This is a genomic window from Pseudomonas maumuensis (assembly GCF_019139675.1).
GTDB classification, from domain to species: Bacteria; Pseudomonadota; Gammaproteobacteria; order Pseudomonadales; family Pseudomonadaceae; genus Aquipseudomonas; species Aquipseudomonas maumuensis.
Genome location: NZ_CP077077.1, coordinates 2,455,732 through 2,469,535, shown reverse-complemented (window position 1 = coordinate 2,469,535; position 13,804 = coordinate 2,455,732). Strand labels below are relative to the sequence as shown.

Below are 13,804 nucleotides of genomic sequence, written 5' to 3'. Positions count from 1 at the left end.
CTATGGAACAGCCATCCCCCTGAGCCGCTGCGCCAGTTCCAGGGCCACCCGCCCGCTGGCCGGCGTGGGCATCAGCTGGGTGAACGGGATATCGATCATGCGATTCTCGCGCACCGCCCGCAGGCTCGAGAGCACCGGGTCGCGGGTCAGCAGCTGACGCTTGCGGCTGGCCGGCGACCACAGGGCGTCGGCCAGCAGGATCACGTCGGGGTCGCTGCTCAGCAATGCCTCGCGGTTGATCGTCACGCGGTACTGGTCGATCCCGGCAAGCACATTGCGCGCCCCGGCGGCGGCCAGCAACGGCGTGACGAACCCACGTCCGCCCTCGCTGTCCAGCCCCCGCACCTCGCTGTCGAGGTAGAACACCGACAGCGGCTTGCCGCTGGGCGCGATCGCCCTGGCCTGCGCCAGGTCGGTTTCCATCGCCCCGATCAATGCCTGCGCCCTCACCTGTCTGCCCAGCAGCTCGCCAAGCACAGTCAGGTCACGCCGGACATGGCCGTAGTAGTCCAGCGAGTGGCCGTTACAGGCCGACTCGAGCAGGTAGGTGGCAATCCCGTTGCCGGCCAATCTGCTGCGCGAGGTGATCCCATCGCCAAAGGCCGTGGCGAATCCGCCGACCACCAGGTCCGGCCTTTGCGCGTACAACACTTCGCTGGCCGGATACTCCCGGGCGATCACCGGCACACCCTGGTAGCGGCCCTGCTTGTAGGCGGCGCCGTTGTCGTCCAGGTAGGCCACCCCGACCATCGACGGCCCCACGCCGAGGGCGAGCAGCAGGTCGGCCGCGTGCTGGTTGAGGGCGACGATACGCGCAGGTGCCGCAGCGGGCCGTTGCCAGTCCTGCCCACAGTTGCGATAGCTGTCGGCCAGGGCCGGTGCGCCACAGCACAAGGCCAGCGACAGCAGCCAGGCTTTACGCATCGCACGTCCCTCCCTTGATCAACAGTCCTTCGGCGATCCTTCCGCCCTCTAGATGCGTTTCCACCAATTCCTCCACCTCCCGATCATCACGGACCCGATACCAGTAGCCGTCCGGGTACACCGTCAACACTGGCCCCAGATTGCAGGGAAACTGGCAACCGGTGCGGGTCAGCAGCACGCCGCCGGGGGTCTCGATCAGGTCACGCTCCAGCAACCGCCGGCGCAGGCGTTTCCACAGCGGCAAGGCGCCGCGCCGCACACAGCGAGGGCCGGTGCAGAGGAACACCTGGCGGGCATGCTCGGGCACCCGCGACCAGTCCGGGTCGCTGGCCACCGCGTTGACCTGGTCGCACGCCAGATGGCGGGTAGGCTCGCCGATGCTGGCACAGGCCACCCGCGCATCCAGGCCGCGCCGCCCCATGGCCTGGGCCGTGACCCAGACGCCGGCCCGACCTTGCGCCAAGCGCCCCAGCTCATCGCGCAGCCAGTCAAGGTAGGCGCTGTCCGAGGTGGGTTCCAGGTCCACCACCAGCAGGCGTTCCACGCCCTGGTCGAGGGCCTCGCGGATCACCGCCCAGAGCCCGTCGAAACCCTCCAGGGTGTCGACGATATCCCGGCCCGCCTCGCGGCCACGCAGGTCACGAATCTCGGCGCCGAAAGCTTCCGCCGCCGAGCCGCCACCCAGGCCGGGGCCGACGAACAACACGCGCTGGTAGTCCATGCTCACGCCCCTCAGAAGCTGTAGGTGTAGCGCAGTTCGCTGGTGAACGGCCGCCCGAGGTTGTCGACATTGCTCGCCCGACTGGTGACATAGTCGCGGTCGAACAGGTTCTCCACCAGCAGGCTCAGCCGGTGCTGGCGGGCGCCGTCCAGGTAGCGGTAGGCATCGGCGTCGACCACCGAGTAATGGCCGTAGTCGACACCTTTGGAGCTGACCACGTCGCGGATATAGCGAATGGCGCCCCCGGCCCCCCACATGCGGTCCGCCGATTCGTAACCGAGCCGCGAACGGGCGAAGAAACTCGGCACGTCGTTGATCGTTGCCCCGGTGCGCGACTCGGTGAGGTTGCGGGTCATGTCGGCCTGCAGGCTCCATTGATCGTCAAGCTGGATACGCGCATCGGCCTCGAAGCCACGCATCTGTACCTGCCCCTGGCCGTTGACCCACTGGCTGCCGTCCAGGGTGATCAAGTCGGTGATCTTGCGGCGGAACACGCTGACGCTGGCGCTGAACTCACGCTCCAGCAGCAGGCCGTGGTAGTCCAGGCCAAGCTCGGCATTGCGGCTCTTCTCGGGCTTGAGGTCGCGGTTGCCGATCTCGTCGCCAGGCTCGTTGACGAACAACTGCTCGGCATTGGGCAGTTTGTAGGCGCTGCCATACTGGCCGCGCAGTTGCCAGTTGTCGTTCAGGTCGTACAGCGAGGTGAGCATGCCGACGGTGGCGCTGTCGCCGCCGCTCATGGCCTCGTGGCGCAGGCCGAGGCTAGGGTGCCAGTTGGGCAAGGCCTCGATCCTGGGACGCAGTTGGGCATACAACGCATTGGCCTGGGCCTTGTTGTCGTCGATCACCAGCACGTCGTCCTGGCCCTTGAACCACTGGTTGTCGGAACCGAACACCAGCACGTGGCCGCCGTCGAGTTCGGCCTTGCCCTCGGCCTGCACGCCCCAATCGGTGAAGCCCCAGTAGTCGTTGTGGTTGACCACGTCGCGGGAGCCGTCGGCGCGGTTGTTGATGCGCGTGTAGCGGGTGTCCCAGTCGTTGACGTGGCCCTTGACGAAGTAGCTCAGGCGCTCGCTGATGCGCTGTTCGAAGGTAGCCGTGGCGATCTGCTGCACGCGGTCGTTGGTGGTCTTGTAATTGTTCACCGGTCGGGCGAAATCGAGGTTGGCGTCGGTGTACTGGTAGAACAGCTCCAGCCGCGCATCGTCGCCGAAGGCCTGGATCGCCTTGCCACCGAAGGTGGTCACCTCGTAGCCGCGCTTCTTGTCGCTGACGTTGCCGCTGTAGTCGCGGTTGCGAAACGGCTGGTAGCCGTCGGAGACGTTGTGGCTGACATAGGCCAGCAGGCCCAGGTCGCCGAAGCCGTTGCTGAAGACCCGCTCGACGCGGGCGTCCTTGCTGTTGCCGGCGAAGCTGTCCAGGCCCAGGTTGACCCCACCCGAAGTCTGGCGGCGTTGCGGGCTGCGTGTGACGATGTTGATCACCCCCGCCACGGCCTGGGTGCCGAACAACAGGCTCTGGCCGCCCTTGAGCACCTCGATGCGCTCCACCGCGTTGGCCGGCAAGGTGTCCAGGTACAGGCCGCCGTATAGGCGGTTGTTCAGGCGTACACCGTCGAGCAGGATCAGGGTGTCGTCGTTGCGCCCGCCGAGCAGCGAATAGGTGCCGTAGTCGAACGGGCCGTTCTTCGGCGCGACGTAGAAGCCGGGGATGAACATCTGCATCACCCGGGTGATGTCGGCGCCGGGGCCGGCGCGCTCGATCTGCTCGCGGCTGACGATCTCGACCTTGCTGCCGTACTGGGCCATGGCGGCGACCGTGGTCGACTCCACCGACGGCGCGGCGACGATCTGCTGGTCGAGGATCAGGGGGGTGTTTGCGGCCAGTGCCAGGGGGCTCGCCAGGCAGCCCAGGAACAAGGTCCGGGCCTTGGGGAAACGACGTCGGGAGTGAATCACAGCAATCATGCTCTTCTCGAAAGTGACTTTCGCAGAAGCACGCAGGAGCACGGATCGCGCACACGCCAATACCGGCCCATGCCCGCCCACCGCAGGAGTTTGCCTACTACATTCCAGGCCGGTCTCCGGGCTCGCAAGACAAGATGTCTTCACCTTCCCATGACGCGCGGGCCACAGTGGTCTGTCGAAGGCATCACTTGCATACCGTTGCGGGGGCAGCACCGGACTGGCGCGAAGCGCGTACCGGTTTCCCGTTTCACCCCATGCGCGGCGGCATGGGACACCTGAAATCGGTCGGCATCTGAACACCTTGGGGCAAGGTGCGTCAAGCAAAGGCCGGTGAATCGTTTCGCGTGTTTTTTATCGGCCGATCACTCTAGGCAGATGTGTCAAAAGTTGTAGAATCCGCACGCCGAACCTATTCCCATTCCCTTCGAGCTTTGCCGATGAAGCTGGCCCGCCACACACGATCGCAAGTCGCCTGGGTGCTGTATTTCAGCATCCTGTTCGGCTCGTTGCTGTGCGCCATGGGCCATGGGCAGATGGCCGGGCTGCGCCTGGCCGGCCTCGATGACGCCGCCTGGTGCGCAGCCGACAGCAGCGGCGTGTTCAAGGGCGAGCAGGACATCACCGACCCGGTGCTGCCCGCTGGCGGCGACTGCGTGATCGCCAGCCTGTTCAGCGCCACCCTGCTGGCGGTGTTCTTCGGCTTGCTGGCCCTGCTCGCCGGGGAGTCGAGCAAACCCTTACCCAGACAACCCGCGCCGCGCCTGCCCAAGCAGCGCTGGCCACTGGTCAATCCCCGCGCCTCCCCCGCTTCGCTTCTCGCGTTCTGACATCGCCACGCCCACGTACTGCCTGATCGGCAGCGGGCGTGCGCTCACCGATTTCAGCCAGGAAGCCTTGCATGTTCCGTATGACCACTTTGGCGCTGCTCGTTGGCAGCGCAACCTGCGCCTGGGCGCAGGACGACACCCTCACCCTGCCCGCCAGCAATGTCACGGCCACCGCCGACCAACCCGAGGAAGCGACCCGCCTTGACCTCGACCGGCCCATCGAAAGCGGCTCACGCCTGAACCTCAGCGCCCGCGAAAACCCCGCCTCGGTCAGCGTTGCCGACCGCAAGACCATGCAGCGCATCGGCGCGCGCAACTTCCAGGACGCCGCCAACGCGCTACCCGGGGTCAATGCCTCGGCACCGCCCGGCTGGGGCGGCTACGTGACGTATCGCGGCTTCAACGGCGCCCAGGTCAGCCAGCTGTTCAACGGCATCAACCTGCAGTACGGCGCCGCCGGGCGCCCGGTCGGGGCATGGATCTACGACCGTGTCGAACTGCTCGGCGGGCCGTCGTCGTTCCTCAACGGCAGCGGCGCCGTCGGCGGCAGCCTGAACATGATCACCAAACTGGCCAACCGCGACGAGGACACCTTCGAGGGCCGCATCAGCTATGGGCGCTACGACACGATGGAAACCTCGGTCGGCTTCAACCAGGCGCTCAACAGCGGCGACGGGCCGCGCCACTACGCGCGGCTCGACTACAGCCGCACCAGCACCAATGGCTACATCGACCGCCAGGAGAACGGGGCCGGCAACCTGGCCTTCTCGCTGCTCAGCGACATCAACGACCAGCTGTCGCACACCCTGGCCATCGAGTACCTGGAAGAAAAGGAAGACAGTCCGTATTGGGGTGCGCCGGTGCTGCAGCCGGCGGCCGGCACCCTGCACATCGACAAGCACAATCGCTTCAATAACTACAACGTCGAGGACGGCCGCTACGAGCAGCGCACCCGCTGGCTGCGCTCGATCACCGAGTACCGCATCGACGACAGCAACCAGTTGCGCAACACCTTCTACCACTACAACGGCCAGCGCGATTACCGCAACCTCGAGGTGTACCGCTACAACCCCGGCAACACCGCCATCGCCCGCGCCGGCGGCTACCGCCAGCGCCACGACCAGGAGGTCAACGGCAACCGCGTCGAGCTGACCCACCAGGGCCAGCTGTTCGGCCTGGCCAGCGACTGGGCGTTCGGCATGGACTACAACCGCAACCAGCAGACCGCCTACCCGTTGTCCAAGGGCGCGTTCGACAGCATCGATCCCAACGGTTTCCAGCCCGGCCACTTCCTCGACATTCCTGGCATGGACGCGCCACGCGCCAAGGGGCGCAGCACCACCACCGACACCACTGCGGGCTTCGTCGAAAACCGTACCCACCTGACAGACCAGCTGTCGCTGGTCACCGCGCTGCGCTACGACCATATCGACTTCGACGTGGTCGACCACGTGACCCGGGCCAAGCTGAATCGGCGCTGGGATGCCTTCACCGGGCGCCTGGGGTTGGTCTACGACCTGACCTCAAATATCAGCCTGTACACCCAGTACAGCACCTCGGCCGAACCGCCAGGGGGCTCGCTCACCGGCGCGTCGATCGGCCAGGTCGGCGACTTCGACCTGAGCACCGGCAGGCAGGTGGAAGTGGGCAGCAAGTTCGACTTCCTCGACGGGCGTGGCTCGGCCACCGCGGCGGCCTACCGCATCGTGCGCAAGAACATCTCGGTGCCCTCCTCGACCGTGCCCAACACCACCGAGCAGGCCGGCCAGCAGACCTCCACCGGCATCGAGCTGGCGGCGTCGTTCAAGGTCACGCCCAAACTGCTGGCGGCGGGCAACTTCAGCTGGGTCGACGCCGAGTACGACGAATTCAACGAGACCATCGGCGGTAAGGTGTACTCGCGCAAGGGCAAGACCCCGGTGAACATCCCGGACCGGGTGGCCAACCTCTGGCTGACCTACGACCTGGCGCCGGGCTGGCAGGTTGGCGCCGACGCCCGCTACGTCTCGGCGGTCTACGCCAACACCGCCAACACCCAGTGGGTGCCGTCGTACACCGTCTACGGGCTGTCGATGACCCACGACCTGGACCAGCACGTGCAACTCAGCGCCCGCCTGCGCAACCTCACCGACGAGGTCTACGCCCGCTTCATCCACCAAACCAACACCCAGTACTACCTGGGTGAGCCGCGCAGCCTGGAAGTCGCTGTGCAGTGGCGCTACTGATGGGCCTGAAACGCCAGCTGTACCTGTGGCATCGCTGGCTGGGCATCGTCGCCTGCCTGTTCATGGCGCTGTGGTTCGTCTCCGGGGTGGTCATGCTGTATGTCGGCTACCCCAAGCTGACCACGGCCGAGCGCCTGGCCCACCTGCCGGCCTTGCCGGCGGGATGCTGCGCCGAGTTGCCGGCGCAATGGGCTGAGCAGCCGTTGAAGGCGCTGCGCCTGACCAGCCTGGGCGGGCAACCGTACTATTTGCTGGAGCTGGCGGACGGTCGCCGCGTCACCCTCGATGCCGCCAGCGGCAAGCCCCTGGCCCATGCCGACGCCACCTGGGCCCTGGCCAACGCCCGGCAGTTTGCGGGGCAAGCGCCATTGGCTTACCAGGGTACTCTGGACGAGGACATGTGGACCCACTCTAGGGCCCTGGACAGCGATCGCCCCTTGCACCGGGTGCAGGTGGACGATGCGGCCGGCACCTGGCTGTACCTGTCCGGACGCACCGGCGAGGTGGTACGCGATGCGAGCGCCCGCGAGCGTGCCTGGAATTGGATCGGCGCCTGGCTGCACTGGCTCTATCCGTTGCGCGGCGGCCTGGGATTCGACAATGGCTGGCGCACCCTGGTGATCGGCCTGTCACTGCTCGGCACGCTGATGGCGCTCATGGGCATTGCGGTAGGCATCCTGCGCCTGCGCTTGCGCAAGCGCTATCGCAGCGGATCGTGCAGCCCCTACCCCGGCGGCTGGCTGCGCTGGCACCACATCGGCGGGTTGCTGTTCGGCACGGTGCTGGTGCTGTGGGTGTTCAGCGGGTTGATGTCGATGCGCCCCTGGGGCGTTACCGACAGTCGCTCGCAGATCGCCTTGCAACAAACCCCGCTGCGCGCCGCCGACCTGCAACTGCCGATTGCCACGGCCCTGGCCCGCTTGCACGACGAAACAAGGTTCGATGCAGTGGAGCTGCAGTGGCAACGCCTGGCCGGCGTCACCTATGCCGTGGCCCGCAGCGCCGACGGCGACAGCCGCATCCTTGAAGCACACGCCCCGCCGGCGCGTACCTTCAGCCGGGAAAGGCTGCTGGCGGCCGCGCAAGCGATGGCTCCCGGGGTGACGGTGGAAGATGACTGGCAGAGCGCCTACGACTTCCACTACTTCGCCCGCGAGCCACAGAGCATGTACGGTTCCCAAGCGCGCCCACTGCCCGTGCTGCGCCTGCGCTTTGCCGACGCGGCGGGCACCTGGGCCTACCTGGACCCTGCCAGCGGCACGCTGGTGGCCAGCCACGACCGGGCGCAACGTGCCGGGCGCTGGTTGTTCAACCTGTTGCACAGTTGGGATTGGCAACCGCTGCTGGCGCGACCGCTGCTACGCGAAGGGCTGATCATCGGCCTAAGTGCTGGCGGCCTGGTGATTGCCCTGAGTGGCGTTGTACTGGGTGGGCGACGCTTGCGCAGGGTCTGGCGACAGCGCCTGCCCTGAAACTCGTCGATGCTTCCCGTCACTTGCCCTTGTGCAAGGCTGCTCGGCACGGCGACGAACCGTGCCGGATGGGCTGCTCTGCCGCCCCGCTCAACCCAGCTTTTTCCTCTGCACCAACCACATATTTACTAATTTCCCCGCTGCGCACCCTGTCCCAGTATCGAGTGTGGTGTTTCACAAATAACGACCATAACTCGCGGCGCTTTTTGCGCTCATGCAGCGTTATCGCTCGCGATTTAGTTGGTCGTATTTGCAAAACACCCCACTAACGCAACTACAACAACAAAGAGCGGGGAACTGTCATGAGTGCAAGTGCGTCCGTGCCTGCCAGCGTGCAGCACGATCAAGCCGGCTTTCGCCGGGTCCTGGGGCTGGGGTCGCTGCTGGCGGTGGCCGTCGGCCTGGTGGTATCGCAAGGGGTGATGGTGATGATGCTGCAGGGGGTCGGCGCCGCCGGCCTGGGCTTCATCGTGCCCTTGGGGCTGGCCTACCTGCTGGCCCTGAGCTATGCGTTCTCTTTCTCCGAATTGGCCCTGCTGGTGCCCCGCGCCGGCAGTCTGTCGAGCTACACCGAGGTGGCGCTGGGGCACTTTCCGGCAATCCTCGCGACCTTCTCCGGCTACGTGGTGATAGCCATGTTCGCGCTGTCGGCGGAGTTGCTGCTGCTCGACCTGATCGTCGGCAAGGTCTACCCCGGGGTGTTCCCGCAGTATTCGGTGGCCTTCGGCGTGCTCGCGGTGTTCACCGCCCTCAACCTCATGGGCATCGACATCTTTGCCAAGCTGCAGAGCGCCATGGCCGTGGTCATGGTCATCGTGCTGCTGATCCTCGGCGTTGCCGCGATCAGCGAAGGGCATGCCGAGGGTGTCACCACCACCCTGCTGCAGGGTGACTGGAACCCCATGGGCGCCGGGGTGCTCGCCCTGACCGCCATGGCCGTGTGGGGCTTCGTCGGCGCCGAGTTCGTCTGCTCGCTGGTGGAAGAAACCCGCAAGCCCGAGCGCAATATCCCACGCTCGATGATTATCGGCCTCACCGTGATCTTCGCCACCATCGGCCTGTACGGCCTCGGCGCGCTGTTCCTGGTACCGCGCGAGGCGCTGGGCAGCGATGCCCTGCCCCATTACCTGTTCGCCACCACGGTGTTCGGCAAGACCGGCGAAGTGTTCCTGGTGATCGCCGCGGTCACCGCCACCTGCAGCACCCTCAACACCTCGCTGGCGGCCATCCCGCGCATGCTCTATGGCATGGCCTGCAATGACCAGGCGTTCCCCCAGTTCAAGCAGCTCAGCCCGCGCGCCCGCACACCGTGGGTCGCCGTGCTGTTCGTGGCGGCGATCACCGGGTTGCCGATCCTGCTGATGGGCCAGGACGCGGCGGCGATCAACCTGTTGCTGCTGGCCGCGGCGCTGGCCTGGCTGCTGGCTTACATCATCGTGCATCTGGACGTGATCGCCCTGCGCCGGCGCTATCCGCACCTGGCGCGGCCATTTCGCACACCGTTCTATCCGTTGCCGCAGCTGTTCGGCATCGGCGGCATGCTGTATGCGATCTGGAACGCATCGCCCAGCCCCGAGATGAGCCTGAAGATCTACGGCACCGCGGGGCTGGTGCTGGCGGTGGTTTCACTGATCGCGGTGGTGTGGATCAAAGCGGTGATGAAGAAACCGTTGTTCAAGCCCGAGCCCTTGCGGCACTGACCACCCATCAAACCGATGCAGTGCGCTTGGCCCGGTAGCTGCCCGGGCTCTGCCCGGTCCATTTCTTGAACGCTCGGTGAAACGCGCTGGGCTCCTGGAAACCGGTGTGCTCGGCGATCTCGGCGATGCTCAGGTGGCCTTCGCGCAGCAACTCGAAGGCCATTGCCCGGCGCACCTCGTCCTTGATCTGCTGATAGGAGCGCCCTTCACGCTCCAGCTGGCGACGAAAGCTGCTGGCGCTGAGCTTGTGCCGTGCGGCCATGGCGTCGAGCGTGGGCCACTGCCCGTAATGCAGGGCGCGCAAATGCCGATAAACCTCCGCCACCCGGCCATTCTGGTTGCGAAAGCGAATCACCAACCCCTGCGGCGCGCTGCGCAGGAAGCCCTTCAGCGCCGCCAGGTCCTGCACCACCGGCAGACGCAGCCAGGCGCTGTCGAACTCTACTTCGGTGCGCCCGCTGCCCAGGCGCAGGTCCGGCCCCCAGAGCAGCGCGTCATCCTCCTGCGCCGGGCGCGCCAGGGCCAGCTCGGTGCGATCGATGGCGATGCGCCGGCCAGCCAGCCAGCACAGCAGGCCGATCACCAGCACCAGGTAGGTTTCCTCGGCGTAGACCCGGGTCAGCGGATCGGCGATGGTCGACTGCACGCTGATCACGGTGCGCGCGCCACGCACCGTGACATTGCCGTTCAAATCGCGCAGGAACAGGGCAAAACTGCCTACGCACTGGCGCAGCGCCTTGCCCAGGGTCGGCTCCTGGATCAACCCGCGGCAGATCAGGGCAAAACTGCCCAGGGGCATGCCGTGGCTGTCGAGCTGGAAGAACTCGTCGTGCAGCTCGTCGATCAGCGCCAGCCACAGCTGGGCGAAGGCCTTGGCCGGCACCCGTGCCAACGGCTGGGCCAGTACCTGCGGGTCGATGCCCACCGCCCGCAAATGGGCGTCGCGCGCCTGGGGCCGGTCGCGCAAGGCGTGGACCATGGCATTGAGGAAGTACACCGCGACCGTATCGCTATCGCGCATGGCAGAAGTCCGCTGTCTATGCTGAGTGGCAAAAAATGCCAGGTTGTCTGAACAGATCCGGCATAGGCCGCCCGCAGGCCTTTGCCTAGACTCGATCCACCCCGCTGGGTGTGGGCGCCATTCTCGCAGAGCCTCCCGCGCCCCGCCACGCCTTCGCAAACGGAGCCCCCCATGAGCAGCACAGAAATCTTCGTCGTCAGTGCGGTACGTTCGGCCATCGGCAGCTTCGGCGGTTCGCTCAAGGACCTGCCGCTGGCCGACCTCGCCACCCAGGTCACCCGCGCCGCCATCGAGCGCTCGGGCGTGGCCGCCGAGCAGATCGGCCATGTGGTGATGGGCAACGTGATCCCCACTGAACCGCGCGATGCCTACCTGGGCCGGGTCGCGGCGATGAACGCCGGTATCCCCAAGGAAACCCCGGCCTTCAGCGTCAACCGCCTGTGCGGCTCGGGCCTGCAGGCCATCGTCTCGGCAGCCCAGGGCCTGCTGCTCGGTGACAGCGATATCGCCCTGGCCGCCGGCGCCGAAGCCATGAGCCGCGGTCCCTACCTGCTGCCGCAGGCGCGCTGGGGCGCACGCATGGGCGACCTGCAGGGCATCGACTACATGGTCGGCATCCTCCAGGACCCGTTCGAGCACTTCCACATGGGCATCACCGCCGAGAACGTCGCGGCGGCCCACGGCATCAGCCGCGAGATGCAGGATGAGGTCGCCTTGACCAGCCAGCATCGCGCCGCCCGCGCCATCGCCGAAGGCCGCTTCGACGGCCAGATCGTGCCGATCGAGATCAAGACCCGCAAAGGCAGCGTGCAGTTCGCCGTGGACGAGAACGTGCGCACCGATGCCAGCGCCGAACAACTGGCCGGCATGAAGCCGGTGTTCAAGAAGGACGGCACGGTCACCGCCGGCAACGCCAGCAGCATCAACGACGGCGCCGCCAGCCTGGTCCTGGCAACCGGTGACGCCGTGCGCCGCCAGGGCCTCAAGCCGCTGGCGCGCATCGTCGCCTACGCCCATGCCGGCGTGGACCCGGCGCTGATGGGCCTGGGCCCGATCCCGGCGACGCAGAAGGTGCTGGAGAAAGCCGGCCTGAAGGTCAGCGACCTGGACGTGATCGAGTCCAACGAAGCCTTCGCCTCCCAGGCCTGCGCCGTGGCCCGCGCCCTGGGCTTCGACCCGGAGAAGGTCAACCCCAACGGCTCGGGCATTTCCCTCGGCCACCCGGTCGGCGCCACCGGCGCGATCATCGCCACCAAGGCCATCCATGAACTGCACCGCGTGCAGGGTCGCTACGCCCTGGCCACCATGTGCATCGGCGGCGGCCAAGGCATCGCCATCGTCTTCGAACGCGTTTGAAAGGAGTCAGCAGCATGAACATCGAACACATCGCCGTGATCGGCGCCGGCACCATGGGCAACGGCATCGCCCAGGTGTGCGCGCTGGCCGGTTACCAGGTCCTGCTGGTGGACGTTTCCGACGCCGCGCTGGAGCGTGGCTTGGCGACCCTGGGCAAGAACCTCGAGCGCCAGGTCGGCAAGGGCACCATCGATGCCGACAAGGCCAGCGCGGCCAAGGCGCGCATCCGCACCAGCACCGACTACGCCCAGCTGGCCAATGCGCAGTTGGTGATCGAAGCGGCCACCGAGAACCTCGCCCTCAAGCAGCGCATCCTGCAGCAGGTGGCGGCCAACGTCGGCGCCGAGTGCCTGATCGCCACCAACACCTCGTCGCTATCGGTGACCCAGCTGGCGGCCAGCATCGAGCAGCCGCAGCGCTTCATCGGCGTGCATTTTTTCAACCCGGTGCCGATGATGGCGCTGGTCGAGATCATCCGCGGCCTGCAGACCAGCGATGCGACCTACGCCCAGGCGCTGCTGGTCACCGAAAAGCTCGGCAAGACTCCGATCACCGCCGGCAACCGCCCAGGCTTCGTGGTCAACCGGATCCTGGTGCCGATGATCAACGAGGCGATCTTGGTGTTCCAGGAAGGCCTGGCCAGCGCCGAAGACATCGACACCGGCATGCGCCTGGGCTGCAACCAGCCGATCGGCCCGCTGGCACTGGCCGACCTGGTGGGTCTGGACACCTTGCTGGCGATCATGGAAGCCTTCCTCGAGGGCTTCAACGACAGCAAGTACCGCCCCGCGCCGCTGCTCAAGGAGATGGTTGCCGCCGGCTACCTGGGGCGTAAGAGCGGCCGCGGCTTCTTCACCTACTGACGGAGCCGTGCGATGCCCCCGGTCAATGCGGCGCTGCGCTGCGTCAACTTCGAGGAGCGGCGTGACCGGGCCATGGCCCTGTTCGCCGAGAAAGGCTTCGGCCAGGTCAGCATGCGCGAGCTGGCGGCGCACGTGGGCTTGACCGCGGGCTCGCTGTATCACCATTTCCCGAGCAAGCAGGATCTGTTGTACGACCTGATCGAGGAGCTGTACGAGGAATTGCAGGCCACTCTGGACCTGGGCCGTCGAGCGCGGGCCCAGGGCAGGCCGGTGCTGGCCTGCCTGATTGCCGCGCATTGGCAGTTGCATGGGGAACGGCCGTTGCAGTTTCGCCTGGCCGAGCGGGACTTTTGCTGCCTTACCGGGGAGCAGCAGGCGCGCCTTGCGGGCTTGCGGGAAAGCTACGAAACCGGGCTTTTGCGGTTGATTGCGCCGCAGGCGCGGTTGGGCGCGCAGGCCCTGGCGGCTACCGGGCATGTACTGGCTACGCTGTTGAACCAGTTGCCTGGGATGTTGCGGGGGAAGGGGCTCGGTGAGGTTGAGGGGGTTGGGTTGATGGAGAGTTTGGTGGTGGGGGCTGTGGAGAGGGCTTTGGGGTAGGATTTTGGTTTTAGGCCCTGGACCCTGGACCCTGGACCCTGGACCCTGGACCCTGGACCCTGGACCCTGGGGATTGTTTGGGTTTTTGTAAGCACATTCGTTGGCGATGTCGACATTTAGTCACCTTT

The 13,804-nt window shown here is 66.4% G+C and carries 11 protein-coding genes and 1 riboswitch; of the genes, 7 read left to right on the top strand and 4 right to left on the bottom strand.

Translation table 11 applies throughout. The features are described from left to right. From KSS90_RS11255 to KSS90_RS11245, 3 genes are read right to left on the bottom strand one after another with little or no spacing between them, the layout of a single operon-like run. Window positions 1-924, bottom strand: coding sequence for an ABC transporter substrate-binding protein (locus tag KSS90_RS11255; RefSeq protein ID WP_217869439.1), 924 nt, complete (start codon window positions 922-924; stop codon window positions 1-3). Next, on the bottom strand, window positions 917-1,645 hold the full coding sequence (locus KSS90_RS11250; RefSeq protein WP_225933151.1) for a (2Fe-2S) ferredoxin domain-containing protein: 729 nt from the start codon (window positions 1,643-1,645) through the stop codon (window positions 917-919). Before KSS90_RS11250 ends, KSS90_RS11255 begins: the two co-directional genes overlap by 8 nt. Window positions 1,646-1,656: 11 nt before the next feature. Next, the gene (locus KSS90_RS11245) at window positions 1,657-3,612 is read right to left on the bottom strand and encodes a TonB-dependent receptor plug domain-containing protein (protein ID WP_217869437.1); all 1,956 of its coding nucleotides are present in this window, start codon (window positions 3,610-3,612) and stop codon (window positions 1,657-1,659) included. Window positions 3,613-3,702: 90 nt separating this feature from the next. Further along, window positions 3,703-3,906, bottom strand: a riboswitch (cobalamin riboswitch). Between the two features lie 143 nt (window positions 3,907-4,049). Here KSS90_RS11245 and KSS90_RS11240 point away from each other — a divergent pair. The 4 genes from KSS90_RS11240 (at window position 4,050) to KSS90_RS11225 (ending at window position 9,836) form a co-directional block, all read left to right on the top strand. Then, window positions 4,050-4,439, top strand: coding sequence for a DUF2946 family protein (locus KSS90_RS11240; RefSeq protein ID WP_217869436.1), 390 nt, complete (start codon window positions 4,050-4,052; stop codon window positions 4,437-4,439). A gap of 71 nt (window positions 4,440-4,510) precedes the next feature. After that, complete coding sequence (locus tag KSS90_RS11235; protein ID WP_217869435.1) at window positions 4,511-6,664, top strand: TonB-dependent receptor; 2,154 nt, start codon at window positions 4,511-4,513, stop codon at window positions 6,662-6,664. 5 nt (window positions 6,665-6,669) lie between these two features. After that, on the top strand, window positions 6,670-8,136 hold the full coding sequence (locus KSS90_RS11230) for a PepSY domain-containing protein (RefSeq protein WP_225933179.1): 1,467 nt from the start codon (window positions 6,670-6,672) through the stop codon (window positions 8,134-8,136). Window positions 8,137-8,438: 302 nt separating this feature from the next. After that, the gene (locus tag KSS90_RS11225; RefSeq protein WP_217869433.1) at window positions 8,439-9,836 is read left to right on the top strand and encodes an APC family permease; all 1,398 of its coding nucleotides are present in this window, start codon (window positions 8,439-8,441) and stop codon (window positions 9,834-9,836) included. A gap of 7 nt (window positions 9,837-9,843) precedes the next feature. Here the strand turns inward: KSS90_RS11225 and KSS90_RS11220 are convergent, their stop codons facing one another. Next, entirely contained in the window at window positions 9,844-10,857 is a 1,014-nt protein-coding gene (locus KSS90_RS11220; protein ID WP_217869432.1) for an AraC family transcriptional regulator, read from the bottom strand. A 171-nt stretch (window positions 10,858-11,028) separates the two neighbouring features. Here KSS90_RS11220 and KSS90_RS11215 point away from each other — a divergent pair, with 171 nt between their 5' ends. The 3 genes from KSS90_RS11215 to KSS90_RS11205 are packed head-to-tail and all read left to right on the top strand — an operon-like array spanning window position 11,029 to window position 13,676. Next, the gene (locus KSS90_RS11215; RefSeq protein WP_217869431.1) at window positions 11,029-12,213 is read left to right on the top strand and encodes an acetyl-CoA C-acyltransferase family protein; all 1,185 of its coding nucleotides are present in this window, start codon (window positions 11,029-11,031) and stop codon (window positions 12,211-12,213) included. Window positions 12,214-12,227: 14 nt separating this feature from the next. Continuing rightward, a complete protein-coding gene (locus KSS90_RS11210) occupies window positions 12,228-13,076 on the top strand; it encodes a 3-hydroxybutyryl-CoA dehydrogenase (RefSeq protein WP_217869430.1) in 849 nt (282 codons plus the stop codon). A gap of 12 nt (window positions 13,077-13,088) precedes the next feature. Further along, the gene (locus KSS90_RS11205) at window positions 13,089-13,676 is read left to right on the top strand and encodes a TetR/AcrR family transcriptional regulator (protein ID WP_217869429.1); all 588 of its coding nucleotides are present in this window, start codon (window positions 13,089-13,091) and stop codon (window positions 13,674-13,676) included. Window positions 13,677-13,804: the final 128 nt, after the last annotated feature.

What these genes read in the sequence shown, in the direction of transcription:
- KSS90_RS11255 (WP_217869439.1), bottom strand. Translation starts at nt 924, where the DNA reads ATGCGTAAAGCCTGGCTGCTGTCGCTGGCCTTGTGCTGTGGCGCACCG.
- KSS90_RS11250 (WP_225933151.1), bottom strand. Translation starts at nt 1,645, where the DNA reads ATGGACTACCAGCGCGTGTTGTTCGTCGGCCCCGGCCTGGGTGGCGGC.
- KSS90_RS11245 (WP_217869437.1), bottom strand. Translation starts at nt 3,612, where the DNA reads ATGATTGCTGTGATTCACTCCCGACGTCGTTTCCCCAAGGCCCGGACC.
- KSS90_RS11240 (WP_217869436.1), top strand. Translation starts at nt 4,050, where the DNA reads ATGAAGCTGGCCCGCCACACACGATCGCAAGTCGCCTGGGTGCTGTAT.
- KSS90_RS11235 (WP_217869435.1), top strand. Translation starts at nt 4,511, where the DNA reads ATGTTCCGTATGACCACTTTGGCGCTGCTCGTTGGCAGCGCAACCTGC.
- KSS90_RS11225 (WP_217869433.1), top strand. Translation starts at nt 8,439, where the DNA reads ATGAGTGCAAGTGCGTCCGTGCCTGCCAGCGTGCAGCACGATCAAGCC.
- KSS90_RS11220 (WP_217869432.1), bottom strand. Translation starts at nt 10,857, where the DNA reads ATGCGCGATAGCGATACGGTCGCGGTGTACTTCCTCAATGCCATGGTC.
- KSS90_RS11215 (WP_217869431.1), top strand. Translation starts at nt 11,029, where the DNA reads ATGAGCAGCACAGAAATCTTCGTCGTCAGTGCGGTACGTTCGGCCATC.
- KSS90_RS11210 (WP_217869430.1), top strand. Translation starts at nt 12,228, where the DNA reads ATGAACATCGAACACATCGCCGTGATCGGCGCCGGCACCATGGGCAAC.
- KSS90_RS11205 (WP_217869429.1), top strand. Translation starts at nt 13,089, where the DNA reads ATGCCCCCGGTCAATGCGGCGCTGCGCTGCGTCAACTTCGAGGAGCGG.